19 protein-coding genes and 1 pseudogene are annotated in these 21,260 nt (G+C 69.7%); 9 read left to right on the top strand and 11 right to left on the bottom strand.

Features of this window, described 5'->3' with window-relative positions:
- Positions 1 to 243: 243 nt before the first annotated feature.
- A pseudogene (locus tag B1L07_14250) lies at positions 244 to 1,508 on the bottom strand (hemolysin D).
- 285 nt (positions 1,509 to 1,793) lie between these two features.
- Here B1L07_14250 and B1L07_14255 point away from each other — a divergent pair.
- Positions 1,794 to 2,159, top strand: a complete 366-nt coding sequence (locus B1L07_14255) for a hypothetical protein (protein ID AUZ56055.1) — start codon at positions 1,794 to 1,796, stop codon at positions 2,157 to 2,159.
- A gap of 56 nt (positions 2,160 to 2,215) precedes the next feature.
- On the opposite strand, the gene B1L07_14260 is transcribed toward B1L07_14255, so the two are convergent.
- A complete protein-coding gene (locus B1L07_14260) occupies positions 2,216 to 3,124 on the bottom strand; it encodes a hypothetical protein (GenBank protein ID AUZ56056.1) in 909 nt (302 codons plus the stop codon).
- Between the two features lie 178 nt (positions 3,125 to 3,302).
- On the opposite strand from B1L07_14260, the gene B1L07_14265 reads away from it, so the two are divergent.
- Together B1L07_14265 and B1L07_14270 are read left to right on the top strand one after the other, a co-directional pair.
- The gene (locus tag B1L07_14265) at positions 3,303 to 4,955 is read left to right on the top strand and encodes an ABC transporter substrate-binding protein (protein ID AUZ56057.1); all 1,653 of its coding nucleotides are present in this window, start codon (positions 3,303 to 3,305) and stop codon (positions 4,953 to 4,955) included.
- A gap of 293 nt (positions 4,956 to 5,248) precedes the next feature.
- Complete coding sequence (locus tag B1L07_14270) at positions 5,249 to 7,351, top strand: phosphoglycerol transferase I (protein AUZ56058.1); 2,103 nt, start codon at positions 5,249 to 5,251, stop codon at positions 7,349 to 7,351.
- A 70-nt stretch (positions 7,352 to 7,421) separates the two neighbouring features.
- Here B1L07_14270 and B1L07_14275 read toward each other — a convergent pair whose 3' ends face one another.
- Together B1L07_14275 and B1L07_14280 are read right to left on the bottom strand one after the other, a co-directional pair.
- Positions 7,422 to 9,836, bottom strand: coding sequence for an Ion channel protein (locus B1L07_14275; protein ID AUZ56617.1), 2,415 nt, complete (start codon positions 9,834 to 9,836; stop codon positions 7,422 to 7,424).
- Positions 9,837 to 9,971: 135 nt separating this feature from the next.
- On the bottom strand, positions 9,972 to 10,220 hold the full coding sequence (locus tag B1L07_14280) for a hypothetical protein (GenBank protein ID AUZ56059.1): 249 nt from the start codon (positions 10,218 to 10,220) through the stop codon (positions 9,972 to 9,974).
- A gap of 133 nt (positions 10,221 to 10,353) precedes the next feature.
- Between B1L07_14280 and B1L07_14285 the strand changes: the two genes are divergently transcribed.
- The 3 genes from B1L07_14285 (at position 10,354) to B1L07_14295 (ending at position 12,610) form a co-directional block, all read left to right on the top strand.
- Positions 10,354 to 10,845 carry a hypothetical protein gene (locus tag B1L07_14285; protein ID AUZ56060.1) on the top strand — a complete coding sequence of 164 codons (492 nt, stop codon included), beginning with the start codon at positions 10,354 to 10,356 and terminating at the stop codon, positions 10,843 to 10,845.
- A gap of 21 nt (positions 10,846 to 10,866) precedes the next feature.
- Positions 10,867 to 12,078 (top strand): amino acid oxidase, encoded by a 1,212-nt coding sequence (locus B1L07_14290; protein AUZ56061.1) that lies wholly within the window; start codon positions 10,867 to 10,869, stop codon positions 12,076 to 12,078.
- 97 nt (positions 12,079 to 12,175) lie between these two features.
- Positions 12,176 to 12,610 carry a hypothetical protein gene (locus B1L07_14295; GenBank protein ID AUZ56062.1) on the top strand — a complete coding sequence of 145 codons (435 nt, stop codon included), beginning with the start codon at positions 12,176 to 12,178 and terminating at the stop codon, positions 12,608 to 12,610.
- Positions 12,611 to 12,643: 33 nt separating this feature from the next.
- On the opposite strand, the gene B1L07_14300 is transcribed toward B1L07_14295, so the two are convergent.
- The gene (locus B1L07_14300; protein ID AUZ56063.1) at positions 12,644 to 12,967 is read right to left on the bottom strand and encodes a hypothetical protein; all 324 of its coding nucleotides are present in this window, start codon (positions 12,965 to 12,967) and stop codon (positions 12,644 to 12,646) included.
- 239 nt (positions 12,968 to 13,206) lie between these two features.
- Here B1L07_14300 and B1L07_14305 point away from each other — a divergent pair, with 239 nt between their 5' ends.
- Positions 13,207 to 13,677, top strand: coding sequence for a hypothetical protein (locus B1L07_14305; GenBank protein ID AUZ56064.1), 471 nt, complete (start codon positions 13,207 to 13,209; stop codon positions 13,675 to 13,677).
- Between the two features lie 104 nt (positions 13,678 to 13,781).
- Here B1L07_14305 and B1L07_14310 read toward each other — a convergent pair whose 3' ends face one another.
- The 3 genes from B1L07_14310 to B1L07_14320 all read right to left on the bottom strand — a co-directional run bounded on the left by B1L07_14310 (position 13,782) and on the right by B1L07_14320 (position 17,477).
- Positions 13,782 to 14,357 carry an Ax21 family protein gene (locus B1L07_14310; GenBank protein AUZ56065.1) on the bottom strand — a complete coding sequence of 192 codons (576 nt, stop codon included), beginning with the start codon at positions 14,355 to 14,357 and terminating at the stop codon, positions 13,782 to 13,784.
- A 135-nt stretch (positions 14,358 to 14,492) separates the two neighbouring features.
- Complete coding sequence (locus tag B1L07_14315) at positions 14,493 to 14,963, bottom strand: Cu(I)-responsive transcriptional regulator (protein AUZ56066.1); 471 nt, start codon at positions 14,961 to 14,963, stop codon at positions 14,493 to 14,495.
- Between the two features lie 39 nt (positions 14,964 to 15,002).
- The gene (locus tag B1L07_14320) at positions 15,003 to 17,477 is read right to left on the bottom strand and encodes a copper-translocating P-type ATPase (protein AUZ56067.1); all 2,475 of its coding nucleotides are present in this window, start codon (positions 17,475 to 17,477) and stop codon (positions 15,003 to 15,005) included.
- Positions 17,478 to 17,707: 230 nt separating this feature from the next.
- Here B1L07_14320 and B1L07_14325 point away from each other — a divergent pair, with 230 nt between their 5' ends.
- Entirely contained in the window at positions 17,708 to 17,905 is a 198-nt protein-coding gene (locus B1L07_14325) for a hypothetical protein (protein ID AUZ56068.1), read from the top strand.
- Positions 17,906 to 17,998: 93 nt separating this feature from the next.
- On the opposite strand, the gene B1L07_14330 is transcribed toward B1L07_14325, so the two are convergent.
- Positions 17,999 to 18,433, bottom strand: a complete 435-nt coding sequence (locus B1L07_14330) for a hypothetical protein (GenBank protein AUZ56069.1) — start codon at positions 18,431 to 18,433, stop codon at positions 17,999 to 18,001.
- 137 nt (positions 18,434 to 18,570) lie between these two features.
- Here B1L07_14330 and B1L07_14335 point away from each other — a divergent pair, with 137 nt between their 5' ends.
- Positions 18,571 to 18,966 (top strand): hypothetical protein, encoded by a 396-nt coding sequence (locus B1L07_14335; GenBank protein AUZ56070.1) that lies wholly within the window; start codon positions 18,571 to 18,573, stop codon positions 18,964 to 18,966.
- A 329-nt stretch (positions 18,967 to 19,295) separates the two neighbouring features.
- Here B1L07_14335 and B1L07_14340 read toward each other — a convergent pair whose 3' ends face one another.
- Positions 19,296 to 19,946 (bottom strand): dethiobiotin synthase, encoded by a 651-nt coding sequence (locus tag B1L07_14340; protein ID AUZ56071.1) that lies wholly within the window; start codon positions 19,944 to 19,946, stop codon positions 19,296 to 19,298.
- A complete protein-coding gene (locus tag B1L07_14345) occupies positions 19,943 to 21,232 on the bottom strand; it encodes an adenosylmethionine--8-amino-7-oxononanoate transaminase (GenBank protein ID AUZ56618.1) in 1,290 nt (429 codons plus the stop codon). Before B1L07_14345 ends, B1L07_14340 begins: the two co-directional genes overlap by 4 nt.
- Positions 21,233 to 21,260: the final 28 nt, after the last annotated feature.

Genomic DNA, 21,260 nt, shown 5'->3' on the forward strand with positions numbered 1-21,260 from the left:
TACCCATCAATCCCGCAAACCCCGCAACGCCACCAGCGGCAAACCCCAAGCCCGTTGCAATTGACAGCCCGCCAATATCAAAACATCACCACCATCCGCATCGCATTGCGAAGCAGCGCCATCAACAAACGAAACCTCCTCAGACATCAAATCGCGCATATCCTCAATCTCCAACGTATGCGACACAGACCCCCTGCGCCACGGGGCCGGGATACACCGGCAATCCATTACCTGCGAAGAAGATCAGCCATTGCCGACTTTCCCTTTCAGCGAATACAACGGCTCAAAAATCCATTCGATCAGCCGACGCCGCTCCCCCATCACATCGGCGTCCAGCAGCATGCCGGGCTTGAGCGGCTCGGGCTTGCCATAGGCAGTGATGGCCTGCTGCGCCAGCGCCACGGTAATGCGGTAATACGGTTCGCCCTGCTGGGCATTGCCGATCAATGCCCCCAACTCGCCACTGCTCAATGCGCTGCGGCTGATGCGCGCCACCCGCCCCTCCTGGTGGCCGAATTTCTGGTACGGAAACGCCTGGTAGCGCAGCAGCACGGTGTCGCCGGGGGCGATGAAGCCGATGGCACGGCTGGGCACCAGCAGTTCGGCTTCCAGCTTTCCGTCACCGGGCAGCAGGCTCAGCAACGGTTGTCCGGCCTGTACCGCCTGCCCCGGCTTGACGATCTGCGTGGCGACCACACCAGTTACCGGCGCCTTCACCAGCAGCGCACCACTGGCTTGCGTCTGCACCCGTTCCTGTTCCAGCTGGGCCAGATCGCGCTGGTAGCCGGCGTCGCTGGCCTGATGCTGGCCGGGCAGTTCGCGCTGTGCCTGCTGCAGTTGCGCCATCAGCCGGCGGGTGCCGATCGCTTGCCGCTGCAGAGTCTGCATCTGGCCGGTGTAGTCCAGCACCAGCGCTTCCTGCTGTTTGATCTGCAGCACGCTGACGTACTGCCCGCCCTCGAGCCGGCGCAGGCGATCGAGGGTTTCGCTGGCGATACGGATCTGCTGCTGGCGGGTGACTACTTCTGCCTCCACCTGCGCCAGTTCGCGCTGCGCATTCGCCAGTTGACTGGCGATGCCCTGCGCCTGCGCCTGCAACTGTGCGTGCTGGGCCTGTTGCGTAGCGAGCAGACCGTCCTGACGTTGCTGCAGGCGTTGTTCCAGGGCCGCCAGGGTGTCGCCGCTGCCTTGGGTGGCGCGCGGTACGGTGACCAAGGCCAGTGTCCCGCCGGCGGCGACCTGCCCCCCTCCGGAACCTCCATACGCGTCACGACGCCACTGGCAGGCGCCACTACGGTCGCCAACCCCTGCGTTGGCACCAATTGACCCGTGACGGTGGAACGGCGGGTGTAAGTCCCCAAGGTGACGAACAGCACGATGGCGGATGCGGCCATTACTGCCAGCCCGGTCAGTACCCAAAGTCGCAGCGGTTGCGCCAGCGAAATGCCACCCAGCCAGCTGGTGCGGCGAGCCTTGAGCACTTCATCGCGGAACAACGGTTGCGACATTGCATCCCCATGCGTCGTCATCGGACGAGAATGACTCTTTCCCATCCACGGAGATGCGGCAAGCCCCGATACATGCCACATCTGATGACACAACCGCTTCATGAACCAGACACGACAGCACATATGAGACAGCTGTCAGCCTTAATGACCAGATGCGACAGTATCAATGGCATGCCTATTTGACGTGGCGACATGCCATCGCGGAATCAGGCGTGAGCCTTGATCAGGCGACCCCATCCCGGTCGTGCCTATAATGACCACGTTCCTGTAGGGGGAAGGAGTGAAATGGCGGGAAGCCTGGGAATAAGAATCCGCATGGCGCGACAGCGGAAGAAGATGACGCAGGGCGAACTGGCCGCGGAACTGCGGGTCAGCCGCAGTGCGGTCGGCAACTGGGAAAGCGTTACCGGGATTTCGCCCAGCAGTACGCGCCTGATCGCCATCGCGCTGGCAACGGACGTCTCGTACGAATGGCTGGCAACGGGCCGCGGCGAGCCCTCGCTGCACGAGGACTGGACGCCCGCCGCCGATGCCGAACTGGTCGACGATCCGGTCGAACGGCGCCTGCTGCACGCATTCCGCCACGCCCGCTCGGCCACGCGCAGGATGGTGTTGCAGATGCTTGAGGCAAGCACGACGTCACGCACCTGAGAAGCGCCATCGAGACGGCGCCCTGCGGCATCCTCATCTGGCGGGATATGTGAGGCTCAATGCGCCGACTTGCCGCTCCGCAGGCGTTGCACCCCGGTCACCGCCGCCAGCACCAGCGCGCCAACCAGGATGCCGACCACCACGCTGCCCAGCGCGTTGGCCGCGATCTCCCAGGACGGTGACGGAATCCAGCCCACCACCAAGTGGTGCAGTGCCGGTATCGCGTGCACGAGGATGCCGCCGCCCACCAGGAACATCGCCGCGGTGCCGGCGATCGACAGGCCGCGCATCAGCCACGGCATGGCGCGCAGGATGCCGCGGCCCAGCGCGGCGGCGGCACGGCCGCGACGCAGCAGCCACAGGCCGATGTCGTCGAGCTTGACGATGCCTGCGACCAGTCCGTAGACGAACACCGTCATCGCCAGGGCGATGGCCGCCAGCACCAGCACCCGCTGCAGGAACGGCACGTGCGCCACCACGCCCAGCGACAGCACGATGATCTCGGCCGAGAGGATGAAATCGGTGCGGATCGCGCCGCGCACCTTGTCCTTTTCCCAGGCGACCATGTCCACCTCGGCATCGGCCAGCGCCTGGATGCGCTCGGTGTGGCGTTGCGCGTCTTCCTTGCCGTGCAGGAACTTGTGCGCCAGCTTTTCCACACCCTCGTAACAGAGGAAGGCACCACCGAGCATCATCAGCGGCGTGATCGCCCACGGCAGCCATGCGCTGATCGCCAGCGCCGCCGGCACCAGGATCGCCTTGTTGAGCAGCGAGCCCTTGGCCACCGCCCAGACCACCGGCAGCTCGCGCACGGCGCTGACCCCGGTGACCTGCTGCGCATTGAGCGCCAGGTCGTCGCCAAGCACGCCGGCGGTCTTCTTGGCCGCGACCTTGGTGAGGATGGAAACGTCGTCGAGCAGGGTCGCGATATCGTCGAGCAGGGCGAACAGGCCGGCTCCAGCCATGGGGCACCGTGAGTGTTGGGGATTCCGGGATTGTCCCGCATCGCGGCGCCGCGCGACATGTCCGCCACGTTCACCCGGCGACCACCGGCCGCCGGTGACACTGCCAGGCCATGCCGTACGGGAGAACGCCTTGACCGCTGCGAAACAAGATCCGGCCGCGCCCGCCACCGTCGGCAGCATGAGCCGGCGCCAGCAGATCCTGCGGTTGCTGCTGCGCTATCGCAATTCGGGGGTGTTTTCCGGGCTGCAGCTGGACGGCGAGCCACCGCCCAGCACCCGGCTGCCCGATGATGCCGATCCGGCGCAGTTCGTGGCCGACCTGGAGGCATTGGGGACGACCTTCGTCAAGCTCGGCCAGGTGCTGTCCACGCGCCCGGACATGATCCCGCTGGAGTACGTGGCCGCGCTGGAGCGCATGCAGGAGCAGGTCGCGCCGATCCCGGTGGAACAGGTGCGCGCGGTGATCGAGGAAGAGCTGCAGGCGCCGGTCGGCAAGCTGTTCGCCGTGTTCGACCCGGAGCCGCTGGGCTGCGCCTCCATCGCCCAGGTCCATCGCGCGGTGCTGCACGATGGCCGCGAAGTGGCGATCAAGGTGCAGAAGCCCGATGTCGCCGCGCAGTTGCGCTCGGACATCGCGGTGCTGCGCAGCTTCGCCAGCGCCGCCGACCACCTGACCCGGGTCGGCCGCCGCGTGCGCTTCGCCGACTGGCTGGACGAGTTCGCCACCACCCTGCGCATGGAGCTGGACTACGAAGCGGAGGCGGCGAACCTGGCGCGCTTCGGCCAGCACCTGGCACCGTATCCGGAGCTGTGGGTGCCGCAGCCGCTGTGGGACCTGTGCCGGCGGCGGGTGCTGAGCATGGAACTGGTGCATGGCGTGCGTGTGGACGCGATTCCGCCGGTGCGCCGCACCGAGCAGTCGATGCAGCCACTGGCCGCGGCGCTGGTACGCGGCTACCTGGACCAGATTTTCGTGCACGGCGAGATCCATGCCGACCCGCATCCGGGCAACCTGCGGGTGACCGACGACCAGCGCCTGGCGGTGTTCGACCTGGGCATGGTCGCGCACGTGCCGCCGCGCCTGCGCGAACGGCTGCTCAAGGTGCTGTTCGCGGCGGTGGACGGGCGTGGCGAGGAAGTGGCCGACGAAATCATCGGCATCAGCACGCGCCTGGAGGACTACGACGAGGAGCGCTACCTGCGCCTGACCGGGCAGATGATTGCCCGCTATGCCGCCAACGACACCCTGTCCGAGGGCCGCGTGGTCCTGGAGATCGTGCGCATCGCCACCGCCTGCGACCTGCGCACGCCGCCGGAGCTGAGCCTGCTGGGCAAGGCGCTGCTCAACCTGGAAGGGGCGTGCCGGCTGCTGGCACCGGAGCTGGATACACGCAGCGTGGTCGAGCGCCAGCTGCAGCACGTGATGCGCGCGCGTCTGGTCAAGTCGTTGTCGATGGCCAACGTCGCCAGCGAGGCGATGGAACTGCAGCAGTTGTTGCGCACCGGCCCGCGGCGGGTGTCCGACATCCTCAGCCTGGTGGCCGAGAACCGGCTGCAGATGAAGGTCACCGGGCTGGAGGAATCGCGGCTGATGGAGAACATCCAGAAAGTCGCCAACCGCATCGCCGCCGGCCTGATCACCGCCGCGCTGCTGCTGTCGTCGGTGCTGCTGATGCGCGTGCCCAGCCGCTTCTCGCTGTTCGGCTACCCGGCGTTCGCGATGCTGCTGTTCCTGGTCGGCGTGGTGATCGGCCTGGGCCTGATCGTCAGCGCGCTGCTGTTCGACCGCCGTACCCGTGCGCGGGCGCGCGAGGAACGCGGGCACCGCTGAACGCCTGCGCGGCGACACCGCCGCGCGGATGCCGTGCGTCATTGCGCACCGGTAAACGCACGCGTCCGCGCGGTGTGTGCGTGGTGCGCGCATGCCCCGCACGCGGGAATCCATGCCGCTGAATGGACGCGGTTTCGCGGCATGCGCCATGCCGCTTCGTGCAAACATTCCAGTCAGGTTCGTCTGTGCATGATTTCCGTCATCCACGTTTCATGAGCCTGACATGGGCCTGTGGATCGCGCCTTTGCTCCCCGTGCGAAGGCGCCTTCCGTCTCCACTACCCAAGCGACCGCATGCATTGGACTTTCTGGCTGTACCTGCCCGCCCTGTTCCTGTTGTTGCTGTGTACGCCCGTGCTGGCGCGGCTCAAGGCGGCACTGTTGGCACTGACGCTGCTGGCGTTCAGCGGGTGGTGGCTGATCGACCGGCTGAGCGGTGATGGCATCAACTCGGCCACGCTCTACCACCTGCGCAGCGACATGGAAGGAGCGGGCGTCGGCGACTTCACCGGGTATATCGCCGCGTTCGCGGTACTGGCGGTGCTTTCGCTGGTTCCACTGCTGCTGGTGCGGGTGCGGCGCCTGCACCGGCCACGCCATGGCGGCCTGCTGACGGCGGCATTCGCGGCGCTGCTGGTGGCCGCCGTCGTCGGCAGCCCGCTGTACGGCGACGCGCGGCGCATGTACCAGCAGATGAAGCCGGTCGACTACAGCGCGGTGGCGCCGGAGTACGTGGTTCCCACGCGGGCACTGGCGCGTGCCAGGAACATCGTGTGGATCTACGGCGAAAGCCTGGAACGCACCTACCTGGACGAGCGCGTGTTCCCCGGGCTGATGCCGAACCTGCAACGGCTGGCCGGGCAGGCACTGGACCTGCGCGGCATCGCCTCGGCAGATGGCAGCGGCTGGACCATCGCCGGGCTGGTGTCTTCGATGTGCGGCGTGCCGCTGACCACCGCGCAGGGCGACGAGAACAGCATGGGCCGCATGGGCAGCTTCCTGCCGGAAGCGTTCTGCCTGGGCGACTATCTGAAACAGCAGGGCTACAGCAACCATTACCTGGGCGGCGCCAACGGCCAGTTCGCGGCCAAGGCCGATTTCCTTGCCAGCCACGGCTACGACGACATCCGCGACCTGGCCTGGTTCCGGCAGCAGCGCGTCGCTGCCCGGCATTTCTCGAACTGGGGCATCCACGACGACGTGCTGCTGGAACTCGCCTACGACCGCTTCATCGAGCTGTCGCGCGCCGGCCAGCCGTTCATGCTCACCGCGCTGACCATGGATACCCACCATCCGGCCGGGCACCTGCCGGTGGCGTGCAAGGGCACGCGCTACCGCAGCGCGCATGGCGACATCGGCCTGCTCAATGCGCTCAAGTGCACCGACCGGCTTATCGCGCGGCTGGTGGACCGCATCCGCGCCAGCGAGTTCGGCGACGACACGCTGGTGGTGGTCGCCTCCGACCACCTGGCCATGCCCAACGACCTGAGCCACGTGCTGGAAACCCTGCAGCGCGAAAACCTGCTGCTGTTCCTCGGCAAGGACATCGCCCCGCGCCAGCTGGCCGCCAGCGCCGGGACCACCCTGGATTCGGGCGCGACGCTGCTGCAGCTGCTGGATCCGGCAATCGACGCGATCGGCTTCGGCCGCTCGCTGCTGGCAACGCCACGCGCGGCCAGCGCCAGCGTCGCCGCGCTCAAGGCCGATCCGTCCGACTATGCGCGCTACCGCGCGTTCGCGCGCTCGTTGTGGCTCGGCGAACAGACCCGCGTGCTGCGCCTGGAAGGCGACCAGGTGCTGGTCGGCGTGCAGAAGGTGCAGCCGCCGGTGCTGCTGGAATACGACGCGCAGTGGGCGCTGGAGTCGGTGTACCTGGAAAACACCTCGCGCCGCTTCGACGAGGCCGACCCCAGCCACCGCCTCGCCTATGTGGACCGCTGCACCGCGTTCGAGGACGCCTCGGCCGACGGCGACTGGTGCGCGCTGCTGGTGGACAGCGACCAGGGCATGCGCCTGTACCGCGACGCGCAGCTGCGCCGCGGCATCGCCGTGGACGCGCCGCTGGAGCCGTTCCATGGCCCACGCCCGAGCGTGCGCCAGTCGCGCATGATCAGCCGCACCGCGCACCCCACCCGTCCCGGCCAGTACGTGCTGGAGCTGTACGCCAGCCAGCGCCCGGCACGCGCATTCTGGGTCGAGGCGGTGTCGCCGCAGCGCAAGGTGGTCGTCGCCCAGCAATGGGTGCAGCCGGACAGCGACGGCCGCATCCGCCTGCCGCTGGGCCTGGACGAGGAGATCGACGACCTGGAGATACGTGCCTGGCTGGGCCACGCCGAGACCCTGGCGGTGGAGCGTTACGCGCTGGTGCCGGCGATCCGCGCCCGCCCGCGTTCCTGAGCCGCCACGCGGCCCCTGCCGTGGACCCGGCCGACGCCGCCCGGCGACGGGTGTCGCCGGCGCCAGCGGTTCAATGCGCCGGGTCGCCGGGCTGTGGATCGGCGTGCAGGACGCGTACGTCGGTGGGGGTCACCAGCGCGATGCCCTGCTCGGCGGTGGCGCGCAGCAGTTCGAACAGCAGGTCCGAGCGCACGCCGTATACGGCACGCGGGCTGGACACGTAGGCGAAGCAGTTCAGCGCCACCAGGCCGCCGCTGATGGAGTCGATGAACACCGACGGCGCCGGGTCCGCCAGCACCTTCTCATGCCCGGCGAACAGGTCCAGCAGCAGTTGCCGCACGCGTCCCACGTCGGCGCCCAGCGGTACCGAGAACTGGATCTGCACGCGGCCCAGCGCGTTGGCCATCGTCATGTTGCGGATGGTCTTGGTTATCAGCTCCGAGTTGGGCACGATCAGCGTGGACTTGTCGCCCACCTGGATCTCGGTCGAGCGCACCGAGATGCGACGGATATCGCCCTCCTGGTCGCCGATCTTCACCCAGTCGCCGATCTTCACCGGGCGCTCGGCGAGCAGGATCAGGCCGGACACGAAGTTCTGGGTGATCGCCTGCAGGCCGAAGCCGATGCCCACCGACAAGGCGCTGGCCAGCAGCGCCAGTTTCTCGAAGCCGATGCCCAGCGTGGCCAGCGACCACAGCACCGCCAGCGCGATGCCCAGGTAGCGGGCGACCGTGCTGATCGAATTGCGCGCACCGGTATCCAGGCCGGTCTTCGGCAGCCAGGTATCCACCAGCCATTGCTGCAGCACCTTCATCAGGCCCAGGCCGAGCAGCAGCACCACCACCGCCCACAGCAGCGCCACCGGGCGCAGCGTCTGCCCGCCGATCTTCAGGCCGGTATTCAGCGTGTCCAGCCAGGCGGTCAGCGCCGCGGTATTGCCGAACCACACCACCACCGCGGCAACGCCCAGCAGCACCAGGGTGATGCGCAGCGCGGCCGACAGCAGCACGCCGGCCTGCTCCAGCCGCGCCGGCGACACGCCGGTGGACAGCCGCAGGGTGCGGCCGAAGGCACTGTCCGGCGCGAACAGCCACAGCGACAGGTCGTCGGCGAAGCGGGTCAGCAGCGCGACCGCCATCACCACCACGGTGACCCACACCATCTGCTGGGCGACGAACAGGGCAAAGTTGAGATAGCCCAGCAAAGTGGCCACCAGCGCCGCCAGCACGGTCAGGTGGCCGCCCAGCCGCGCCAGCACCAGCCAACCGCTGCGGGTGGCCCGCGGCGGCTTGCCGTCGTTCGCGGCACCCGCCTGTTGCTCGGCCAGCGCGGCTTCGGCGGCGCGGCGCCGGTGCAGCCGCGCCAGGGTCACCAGCGCGGCCATGATCAGCGCCACGTAGCTCAACGCGACCACGCCGTCGAGCGTGACCGTGCTGACCTCCGAGGTCCGCGCCGAGCGGTTGATCTCGCGCAGCAGCGCGGACATCCAGGTCAGGCCCGCCGCGCCCCAGGCGAACCGGCGCAGATGCAGCGCGGCCACGTCATCGATGCCCAGCAGGCGCCAGGACGGGCGGTGCGGCACCAGCAGCGCGGCCGCCAACGCGGCATAGAAAGCGGCCACGAAGCTGGCCATGACGAAGGTGTCGGCCACCGACTCCAGCCGCGGCGGAATCGCCGAGATCCCGTGCAGGCTGGCCACCACCCCCATCGCCGCCAGCCCCGGCAGCAGGGTACCGACCAGCAGCAGCCACACCGCCAGCCCGGAACGGCGCAGGCGCCCGGCCGGGGCAAGATCGGACGCGGCGTAGCGGCGGCCCAGGCGGCGCAGCCACAGGCGCAGCGGGAACAGCATCAGCAAGGCCAGCCCGGCGCCCAGCAGCGGCGTGGTCCAGCCATGCGCGGCCACGGCGGTCCGCAATCCGCCCGCCGCCTGCCGGTACAGCCCCCGCAGCCGCCCCAGGTCGTCGGGCAGGCTGGCGGCGAACTGTCGCCACAGCGCCGGCGACAGCGGCGAACCGACCTTGCGCCCGAGCTGCTCGCCGAACTGCTGCGCACGCGTCTTCTCGATCGAATCGCTCAGCTGCCGCGCATCCTCGGCCAGCAGCTTGCCGCGCTTGATGTCCGCGTCGAGCTGGCTGCGCTGCTGGTCCAGCATGCCGCGCTGGCGGCTGATGCTGCGTTCCTCGGTGGCGCCGTCGTCCAGCGGCCCGAGCTGGGCGATGCGCGCATCGACCTGCTCCAGCTGCGGCACCAGCGCGGCCACCGCGGCATCGGCGTCACGCTTGGCCTGCAGCGCCTGTTCGGAGAGCGTGCGCAGGGTCTCCGGCGCGTCGGCGTCGTCCAGCGAGCGGCGCACCGCCTGCAGCGCACGCTCGGCCTGGCCGATGCGCGCCTGCGGCGATGCCGCGGCGGTGGCCGTGTCGACCGCCGCGACGGCCACCGTCGTCACCCCGCTCCCGAGCAGCAGGAACACCAGCAACAGCATGCGCAGCAACGGGAAACGGTGGCGGAGGGACAAGGCGGTGGACCGGCGGGCATGCGCGGACCACCGCGCGTGTGCGGACTATAAGTCAGCGCGCGTCCACGCTCCGCAAACGGCGCGCCACCCGCGCCGCGACCGTCAGTACTTCAGGCCGAGCTCGGCCACGTGCGGCCGGTGCGTGGCGTACAGGTCCTGGAATTCCTCCTCGGTGAGCTCGTCGGGCGCATACACCGCCACCGGGTCCCATTGCCGGTCGGTGGCCAGCGGCTGCCGCGGCCCGGCGCGCAGCGAGTAGCTGGCGCCCGCGTACTCGACCAGATCCGGCACCTGCTCCCAGCGCTCGCGCGCGTAGCGCTCCGGGTCCGTGAGAAGGATCACCGCGTACATGTGCGTCTCCCGTTTTCGGTAGCGCAAGCCTAGCGCAGGCATGCCGCCCCGGGGGTGCGGCGCGGCCGCTGCGCACGCCGCATTCACCGCCGCTGCCCTATAGCTGCACCCCCCTGCCCGGAAAGGAGCCGTCATGGACCACCCACCGCTGCCCACCGTCCCCGCCCTCGACCTGCCGCGCTACCTGGGCACCTGGTACGAGATCGACCGCCTGCCGATGCGCCATGAACCGGAGGACGCCACCGACGTCAGTGCGCACTACACGCTCGACGACGACGGCAGCATCCGCGTGCGCAACCGCTGCCTGCGTGGCGGCGAGCTGGAAGAAGCGATCGGCCAGGCCAAGCCGGTGGACGCCTCCAACAGCCGCCTGGAGGTGAGCTTCCTGCCCGAGGGCCTGCGCTGGATTCCCTTCACCAAGGGCGACTACTGGGTGATCCTGGTCGATGGCGCCTATACCGCGGCGCTGGTCGGCAGCCCCGACCGCAAGTACCTGTGGCTGCTGTCGCGCGAACCACGCATGGACGAGATCACCCGCCAGCACTACATCGCCTATGCGCGCCAGCAGGGCTTCGACGTGGACCGGCTGATCCACACGCCGCATACCGGCCACCCCACCGCCTGAGCCGGCCGGCGGAACCCGCGCATGGACCTGAAAAGCGGCTATCCCTTCTGGGCGGTCAGGAACGGCCTGATGCACGCCTATCCGCCGCTGGCGCAGGCGCTGCGCTGCGACGTGCTGGTGGTCGGTGGGGGCATCACCGGCGCACTGATCGCCGACGAGCTGGCCCGGCACGGGCACGAGGTGGCGGTGGTCGAGCAGCGCGACATCGGCTGGGGCTCCAGCGCCGCCAGTACCGCGCTGCTGCAGTACGAGATCGACACCCACATGACCGAGCTGGCCGCGGACTACGGCGAGGACGCCGCGGTGCTGGCCTATGGTGCCTGCGCCGACGCCATCGGCCAGCTGCAGGCGCTGGCCACGGACCTGCGCGGGGTCGATTTCCGCCGTGCCGACAGCCTGTACTACGCCAGCCGCCGCCGCCACCGCAGCGCGCTGCATGCCGAATATGCGCTGCGCAGGAAACACGGCTTCGGCGTGCGCTGGCTCGAGCCCGGCGACGTCGAGGACGGCTACGGGTTCAGCGCGCCGGCAGCGATCCTCAGCGACCTTGCCGCCAGCATCGACCCCTACCGGATGGCGCACCGGCTGCTGGCGCGGTTGCAGCGGAACGGGATGCAGGTGTTCGACCGCACCACCATCAGCGCCCTGCGCCCGACCTCGCGCGGGGTGGTGGCCACCACCAGTGAGGGGGTCCAGGTACGATGCGGGCACGTGGTGCTGGCCGCCGGCTATGCCAACCAGCAGTGGCTGGAGCAGCGCGTGGCGCGCAACCGCAGCAGCTACGCGTTCGTCACCGACCCGCTGCCGGCCGAGGCGCTGGGGCCGCTGCGCCGGACCATGCTGTGGGAATCGGCGCGCCCCTACCTGTACCTGCGCAGCACCGCCGACCTGCGGCTGCTGGTGGGTGGCGAGGACGACGCGCTGGACATCCCGGCGCGCCGCGACGCGCGCGTGGAACGCAAGGCGCGGCGGCTGGCCGACAAGCTGCAGCGGCTGTTCCCGCAGCTGGCGCTGACCCCGGCGTTCGCCTGGGCCGGGACCTTCGCTGAAACCCGCGACGGGTTGCCGTTCTTCGGCGCGCATCCGCAGTGGGGGCCGCGGGTGTTGTTCGCCATGGCCTACGGCGGCAATGGCATCACCTACTCGATGCTCGGCGCCGGCCTGCTGCGCGCCGCCATCGAGCGGCGCCGGCACCGCCTGGCGCGATTGTTCGGGTTCGGGCGGCTGGGCTGAGCCACCCGGCCGCGACAGCCCCGGTTCACCGCCGCCGCGCTAGCGTCGGCGTGTCCCACCTGCCACCATGACCGCCCCCGCCAGGAGCACCCGCGCGATGAACCGGTTCCCCATGATGCTTGCCTGCCTGCTGGCCTCGCCGCTGGCGGCGGCGCAGCCGGCGGACACCGCGCCGGGCGCGTTGGACCTGAGCGTGCCGCAGGCGCCGCTGCGTTACCTCAACGACCCGTCCTACCAGGCCGACGCGCCAGGCACCTATTACGGCGACCACAGCGGTCCGCAGCCGCGACGCGACGCGGCCGCCGCGACCGTCACCGACGACAAGCTGCAGGTGCACGGCACCCTCAGCACCGGCATCGGTTATTCCAAGGCGTTCGGCAACAGCCACTGGAGCGCGGCCGACATCAATCTCGGCAAGAACTACACCACCGACGAGGGCAAGACCCGCCGGGTGGACCTGAACATCCATGTCAGCCAGGGCAAGGGCGTGGGTCCGTTCGGCTACGGCCCGGGCCCCTGGTACGGCTGGTAAGCCCGCGCTGCCCGGCAGCCGGCATGGCCGGCATCAACCGCCGCAGCGCATCCAGGCGCAATCGATCGCGTCCAGCGCCAGATGCAGCAGCAGGCCGATGCCGAACAGCCGGGTGCGGCGCGGCAACAGCAATCCCGCGTAGACGGCCGCCGCCGGCGCGGTGTGCAGCGGGTGGAAGCCGATGCTGCAGCGGTCCGGCGCGTAGATCGGATCGGCCAGCAGGTGGTCCAGGTCGATCACCCAGCCCAGCAGCAACAGCACCCAGGCGCGGCCGAACCGCGGCCGCCAGAACATCCATGCCAGCAGTGCGGGCACCACCGCGTGCAGGCACAGGTGCAGGATGGCGCGCAGTCCCATCCGCTCAGGTGCCCATGGGCTGGCCGACGCCGGCGGCGGGACGGCGCGCCTGGCCCGCGCGCGGCGTGCGCCAGGCGCGGGCCGGTGCCGGAACGGCGGTGGAAAAAGCAGCAGGAACCGGAGGGTGCATGACGCGGCGGCAAGGCGATCGGCCAGCGAGTGTACCGGCCGCCGGCGGGCGCCGGCGTTACACTGTGCATCTTGCCGGGCAGTGGCGCCACGGCCGTTCCGGAGTGGTGATGATCAACAACGACGTACTGCGCAGCATCCGCTACATGCTCGACCTGGGCGACAGGCACGTGGTGGACCTGATCCACCTGGCCGACCCGGCGTTCGATGTCGACCCGGCGCAGGTGCACGACTTCCTGCGGCGGGACGACGAGCCGCTGTTCGAGCCCTGCCCGGACGCCGCGCTGGCACGTTTCCTCGACGGGCTGATCTACCACTTCCGTGGCCGCGACGATTCGCAGCCGCAGCGCGCGCCCGAGGCCCGCATCACCAACAACCTGGTGCTGAAGAAGCTGCGCGTCGCCTTCCAGCTCAAGGACGTGGACATGCACGCGATCTTCGCCGCGGCCGGCTTTCCGCTGTCCAAGCCGGAGCTGTCGGCGCTGTTCCGGCAGCCGGACCACAAGAATTACCGCGCCTGCGGCGACCAGCTGCTGCGCAACTTCCTCAAGGGCCTGACCGCGCGCGTGCGCGGCGCATAACGGCAGCAACAACCGGCGCGCCGCCGCCGCGTGCGCAGCCACGTGCATAAAGGAAAAAGCCCGGCATCGCCGGGCTTTTTCCTGTTACGCCGTGCGCGGGCTGCTTACCAGCTGAAGCGCGGGCCGACCGACCATTCCTTGTTGCCGTGGCGGTCCATCTTGATGTCGCCGTTGATGCCCCAGTTCTGGTTCAACTTCACCTGCCCGCCCAGGCGGCCGTAGAACGCGCCATCCGGGTTGACGCCGTGCTTCTTGGTGTAGTCCTGGTAGCCGGCGAAGGCATACACCTCGACGTGCTCGCCGAACGCGTTGCGCAGGCCCACTTCGGCGTTGTAGCCGTCGAAGTCCAGGTTGCTGTGGTGCGGGTCGAACTTCTGGTAGCCCACGCGCGCGACCAGGTCGGTGCTCGTCGCGATGGCGCGGTTGTAGCCGGCGCCGATGCGCCACTGGTCGAACTTGGCGTCGGTGTGGTCGACCTTCTGCTGGGTGAAGTCGCCGAACACGTGGAAGTTCGGGTGGAAGGCCCAGGAGCCCTTCAGCGCCCAGCCGTCGGCATCGGGACCGGACACGTCGGTCTTGACGTAGTCGCCTTCGACATAGTTGTAGGAAAGGTTGTCGGCAGCGGAAGCGGCGAACGGGAGGGCGGCCGCCAGGGCCAGGGCAATCAGGGAAGTCTTCATGGGGGTACACCTTCAGGAATTACTGTCTGGTGGCGCGGCGGCTCGTCGGCTGCCTGCGTCCGGATGTAATTTTTCCGTTATCCAGCCCAACCCTTCCTGAAATCGCGAGGCGCACTGCAACGCGTTTTTAGGCCTCTATTCAGGCGTTTTCTGGCACGCGCGCGCCGTGCCACGGTTCGTCGGCCGCGTGCTTTGCCGCGAGCGGCGGTGCAGCGGGGCACCGCTGGCGATATCGCTCAGGATCGGGCAGTCCGGGCGCTCGTCGCCGGCGCAGCAGTCGGCCAGGGCGCGGACGGTGGCGACCATGTCCTGCAGCTCGGCGATGCGCTGCTGCAGCACCTCGACATGCGCCAGCGCCATGCGCTTGACGTCGGCGCTGTGGCGCGAGCGGTCGCGCCACAGCTGCAGCAGTTCGCCGATGCGCTCGACGCTGAAGCCCATGTCGCGCGAGCGCTTGATGAAGCCCAGGGTGTGGATGTCGCGGGGGCCGTAGACGCGGTAGCCGGCCCCGCTGCGCGCGACCGGGCCGATCAGCCCGTTGTCCTCGTAGTAGCGGATCATCTTGGCCGAGATGCCGGTGGCCCTGGCGGCCTGGCCGATGTTCATCACGTCTTGCATCGTCGTCTCCGTCGCCGCCGGGCAGGATCAGGGCGCGAAGCGCCGCAGCCGCAGCGCATTGCCCAGTACGAACACCGAGGACAGCGCCATGGCGCCGGCGGCGAACACCGGCGACAGCAGCACGCCCCACAACGGATACAGTACGCCGGCCGCCAGCGGGATCAACGCGGTGTTGTAGGCGAACGCCCAGAACAGGTTCTGGCCGATGTTGCGCATCGTCGCCTGGCTCAGCGCGATGGCGTTGGGCACGCCCTGCAGGCTGCCGGACATCAGCACCACGTCGGCCGCCTCGATCGCCACGTCGGTGCCGGTACCGATGGCCAGGCCCACATCGGCCGCGGCCAGCGCCGGCGCGTCGTTGATGCCGTCGCCGACATAGGCCAGGCGGCCATGCGCGGCCTGCAGCCGCTTGACCGCCTCGACCTTGCCCTGCGGCAGCACTTCGGCGACCACCTCGTCGATGCCGAGCTGGCGGGCGATGGCGGCGGCGGTGCGGCGGTTGTCACCGGTGATCATCGCCACCTTCAGCCCCAGCGCATGCAGGTGGGCGATGGCCGCGGCGGTGTCGGCCTTGACCGGATCGGAAACGGCGATGATCGCCGCCAGGGTGCCGTCGATGGCGGCGTACAGCGGGGTCTTGCCCTCGCCGGCCAGCCGCGTGGCGACCTCGGCGAACGCCGCCACGTCGAGCCCCAGCGTACGCATGAAGCGGTCCGCGCCGACGTCCACGCGCACCCCGTCCACCTGCGCGCGCACGCCATGGCCGGTGACCGATTCGAACGCCTGCACCGGCGGCAGCGCCAGGCCTTCGGCCTGCGCGGCGCCGACGATCGCGCGCGCGATCGGATGCTCGGAGCGGTCTTCCACCGCGGCCACCTGCGCGAGCACGCGTTCGCGGTCGAAACCGCCGGCCACGTGCAGGTCGGTCAGCAGCGGCCGGCCTTCGGTCAGGGTGCCGGTCTTGTCCACCGCCACCACCGCCGCTTCCTTCAGCAGCTGCAACGCCTCGCCCTTGCGGAACAGCACGCCCAGTTCGGCGCCGCGGCCGGTGCCGACCATGATCGAGGTCGGCGTTGCCAGGCCCATCGCGCACGGGCAGGCGATGATCAGCACGGCCACCGCGTTGACCAGGGCGAACGTCAGCGCCGGCGATGGACCGAATGCCCACCACACGGCGAAGGTCAGCAGCGCCAGGCCCATCACCACCGGCACGAACCACATCGTGATGCGGTCCACCAGGCCCTGGATCGGCAGTTTGGCGCCCTGCGCCTGTTCCACCAGGCGGATGATCTGCGCCAGCACGGTGGCGCCGCCGACGGCTGTGGCGCGCACCCCGAGCGTGCCGGTCTGGTTGACGGTACCGCCGACCACGCGCGCGCCGGCCGCCTTGGCCACCGGCACCGGCTCGCCGGTGATCATCGATTCGTCCACGTAGCTGTCGCCGTCGACCACCTCGCCGTCGACGGCGATGCGCTCGCCGGGGCGCACGTCGATCACGTCGCCGGCCGCCACCTGCGCCAGCGGCACTTCCACCGCGCCGCCGTCCCGGCGCACCCGCGCGGTCCTGGCCTGCAGCCTGAGCAGGCGCTTGATCGCTTCGGAAGTGCGGCCCTTGGCGCGCGCCTCGAGCATGCGCCCGAGCAGGATCAGGGTGACGATGACCGCCGCCGCCTCGTAGTACACGTTGACCGTGCCGGCCGGCAGCAACCGCGGCAGGAAGGTCGCCACCAGCGAGAAGCCATAGGCGGCCAGGGTGCCGACCGCGACCAGCGAATTCATGTCCGGCGCGGCGCGCAGCAGCGCGGGAATGCCGGCGCGGTAGAAGCGGCGGCCCGGGATCGCCAGCACCAGCGTGGTCAGCACGAACTGCAGCAGCCAGCTGTTGCGCGTGCCCAGGGTGCTGGCGATGGCGTGGTGGAACGCCGGCACCAGGTGCGCCCCCATTTCCAGCACGAACACCGGCAGGGTCAGCGCCGCGGCCAGCAGCAGGTCGCGGCTGAGCCCACGCAGTTCCGCGTCGCGACGCTGCGCTTCCCGGTCCTCGTCCACGGCCGCCTGCAGGACGCGCGCCTCGTAGCCGGCCCTGGCGACCGCGGCGAGGAGCGCGGCCGGATCCAGCGTGGCGTCGCCATGCACCTGCGCGCGACTGGTGGCCAGGTTGACGCTGGCCGAAAGCACGCCGGGCACCTTGCCCAGCGCGCGCTCGACCCGGCCCACGCACGACGCACAGGTCATGCCGTCGATGCCCAGTTCCAGCGGTGCCGGCGCGGACACCGCGTAGCCGGCCTTCTCCACCGCGCGCACCAGCGCCTGCCGGTCCACGCCGTCGCCGCGCACGGTGGCGCGGCCGGTGGCCAGGTTGACCGCGGCGCTGGCCACCCCGGGCACGGCGGCCAGCGCGCGCTCCACCCGGCCCACGCACGACGCGCAGGTCATGCCCTCGACCGCGAGGGTCTGCGTCATGCCGCCCTCGGCGGCGGGGTTCTGGCTGTTCGGGGTCATCACCGGCTCACCTGGCGTTGTCCATGATGGCGGCATCTTGAAGCTTCCCATCATGGGAAGGTCAAGGGGCGAGGAGTGAGTGAAGAGGAGTGAGAGGTGAGAGAGAGCGGCATTGCTTGCGCTTTGGCTTTTTCTCACTTCTCACTCCTCTTCACTCACTCCTCGCGCCGCCCCTTGACCTTGCCACCATGGCAAGCCCCAGACTGCCCTCCCCTCAAGGAGAAACCGCCATGAACCTGCATATCGAGAACATGACCTGCGGCGGCTGCGCGCGCAGCGTCACCGCCGCCATCAAGGACGTGGACCCGGCCGCGACGGTCACGATCGACCTGGCCAGCAAGCGCGTGCACATCGAATCGGCGCAGCCGGCCGAACGCTTCACCGCGGCGCTGGACGACGCCGGCTTTCCGCCACGGCAGGACCCGTGAAGGCGGGGGCTTGCCCCCGCATCCAGCATTCCCGGTGAAGCCCCAGGCGCGGCAAGCCGCGCATCCACCCGACCGGCAGCGGCGCGATCGGCGCTACCGGCCCACCCGCGTCCACACTTCGCGCTCGACCATGCGCCCGCCGTTCCAGCGCTCCAGCGTCCAGGTGTCGCCTTCCAGCGTGTAGCGGAATTCGTAGCTGCCGCCGTTCTGCAGCGGATAGGACGCCATCAGCGGCCGTTCCAGGTAGCGCGTGGCGTCGCCCTCGTAGGTGCCCGAGCCCGCGGCCCAGAACACGCCGTTGCGGGTGCTGGTGAAGGCGAAACGCCCGTCGGCCAGTACCTTGGTGCCGGCCAGGCCCTGGCTGGCATAGTCCATGCGCGCGCCGTCGCCATCGAGCGACTCGCCCGACCGCAGCTGCCACGCGCCCTGCAGCCGCGCCAGGTCGGTGGCCGCGGCGGCCCAGGCGGAGGACGCCACGCACAGCAGCAGCACGGCGGCAGGCAGCCGCAGGATCGGGGGCATCGGCATCGGGATCTCCGCACAGGGCAAAGCGGCATTGTGCCGGCATCGGCGCGGCGCCGCCGGCATCGGTTCATCGGCAACTTCCGCCCGGGCGGCGCCGTGGGCCGGGGCGCTATCATGGCGCCCGTACTTTCTTCGGCGGCATGCACGTGCAGACCATCCTCACCCCGGTATCGATCGGCGAACTGATCGACAAGATCACCATCCTCGAAATCAAGGCCGAGCGCATCACCGACGCGGCCAAGCTGGACAACGTGCGCACCGAACTGGACGGGCTGTGGCCGCTGTGGCTGCAGCAGCAGGCCGCGCGCCCGGAACTGGCCGCGCTCAAGCAGCAGCTCAAGGCGATCAACGAGCGCATGTGGGACATCCAGGACCAGCTGCGGGCCAAGGAAACCGCGCAGGACTTCGGCGAGGCGTTCATCGCCCTGGCGCGCGGCGTCTACGGCACCAACGGCGAGCGCGTGGCGGTCAAGAACGCGATCAACCACGTCGCCGGCTCGGCGCTGGTCGAGGAGAAGCAGTACCAGGGCGAGTAAGCCGCCCGGCCCGGCGCGATGCAAATGAAAAGGCCAGGTCGATGACCTGGCCCGCGGGATACAGCGCAGTTGCGGTTCAGTGCAGGGCGGCCGGGGTGCCGCGTGCCTGTTCGGCCGGCACCGGTGCGGTCTTGATCGACAGGCACATCGGGCAGACGCTCTCCAGCACCTTGATCGCGGGTTGATACACCGTATTGCACTTCATGCACTGGACCATTCCAGTCGTGACGGCTTCCATAAGCCCTCTCTTTGTCGTTGCTCGATCCTGCAATATCGCGACGACCACCGGGTTTTTCAAGGGCCGGCGGCATTTCCGGCGCGCGGGAGGCTCAATCCAGCGCCAGCAGCGGCACGTCGTACCAGTGCGCCTGCGGGAAGCGCGCCTGCATCCAGCCACGCAGGTAGCGGCGGCTTTCGGCGGCGATGACCTCGTCGCTGCCGTCGTCGCGGCTGTTCCAGGCGATGCCGTGCAGGGCGACGCCACGCGCGGCGATGGCCTCCAGCGACAACAGGGTGTGGTTGATGCTGCCCAGCCGCCCCGAGGTGACCAGGAGCACCGGCCAGCCCTGCCGGGCCACGTAGTCGAGGGTCAGCAGGTCCGGGGTCAGCGGCACCAGCAGCCCGCCGGCGCCCTCCACCAGCACCGTGGCGTAGCGCGCGCGCAGGCGCGCGGTGGCGGCGCCGATGACGTCCAGGTCCAGCGCGCGCCCCTCCAGCCGCGCCGCCAGGTGCGGCGAGGCCGGGTAGGCATAGAGCGCCGGCATGGTGGTGCCGTCGCGATCCTCCTCGAACAGGCCACAGCCCATCAGCCGCCGGTGCAGCAGGATGTCGTCCGACGCGCCGACGCAGCCGGTCTGCACCAGCTTCTGGGTGATCACCTCGCTGCCCTGGTCGAGCCACTGCCGCGCCAGCCAGCCGGTGACCACGGTCTTGCCGATCTCGGTGTCGATGCCACCGACGAAAATCACCTCGCCGTTCATGCCCGCATGTCCTCGTCCTGCAGTCCTTCCACCAGCGCGACCATGCCATCGCACAGCCGCCGCAATTGTTCGTCGTCGATCACGTAAGGCGGCATCGCGTACACCAGCCGCCCGAACGGACGCAGCCAGATGCCCAGGTCCAGCAGGCGCCGCTGGATGCGCTCGAGCCGCAGCGGCGCGGTCAGCTCGATCACGCCGATGGCGCCGAGCACGCGCACGTCGGCCACCCGCGGCAGCGCGCGCGCCGGCGCCAGTCGTTCGCGCAGGACCTGTTCGATGCGCTGCACGTTGCCCTGCCAGTCCTGCGCCAGCAGCAGTCGGGTGGACGCCAGCGCCACCGCGCAGGCCAGCGGATTGGCCATGAACGTCGGCCCGTGCATGAACACGCCGGCCTCGCCGGCCGCGATGGTGTCGGCGATGTCGCGGCGGGTGAGGGTCGCGGCCAGGGTCAGGTAACCACCGGTCAGCGCCTTGCCGATGCACAGGATGTCCGGCGCGATGCCGGCATGTTCGCAGGCGAACAGCCGGCCGCTGCGGCCGAAGCCGGTGGCGATCTCGTCGCAGATCAGCAGCACGTCGTGGGCGCGGCACAGCCGTGCCAGTTCGCGCAGGTACTGCGGGTGATAGAAGCGCATGCCGCCGGCGCCCTGCACCACCGGCTCGATGATGAACGCGGCCAGCTCGTCGCCGTGGTCGGCGAACAGGCGTTCCAGCGGTGCGATCTCGGCCGGGTCCCAGGCCCCGTCGAACGGCGTGACCGGCGCCGGCACGAAGCGCCGCGACGGCAGCGCCGCGCCGAACAGCCCATGCATGCCGGTGACCGGGTCGCACACCGACATCGCGTTCCAGGTATCGCCGTGGTAGCCCGAGCGCGTGGTGGCGATGTTGTGGCGGCCGGGTCGGCCGCGCGCGGCCTGGTACTGGATCGCCATCTTCAGCGCCACTTCCACCGACACCGAGCCGGAGTCGGCATAGAAGATCGCATCCAGTGGCTGCGGCACCATCGCCAGCAGCTGCCTGCCCAGGGCGATGGCCGGTTCGTGGGTGAGCCCACCAAACATCACGTGCGCCATGCGCCCGAGCTGCTCGATCGCCGCCTGGTTCAGCTGCGGATGGTTGTAGCCGTGGATCGCGCACCACCACGAGGCCATGCCGTCGATCAGCCGGGTGCCATCGGCCAGCTCCAGCAGCACGCCATCGGCACGCGCCACTTTCAGCGCCGGCGGCGCATGGCCCAGCGCGCTGTAGGGATGCCAGAGGTGCTCCCTGTCGAATGGATCGGTCAGCATGTACGGGTGTGTCGTGACACCGGCG

The sequence above is a fragment of the Stenotrophomonas acidaminiphila genome, from assembly GCA_002951995.1.
Classification (GTDB): Bacteria; Pseudomonadota; Gammaproteobacteria; order Xanthomonadales; family Xanthomonadaceae; genus Stenotrophomonas; species Stenotrophomonas acidaminiphila_A.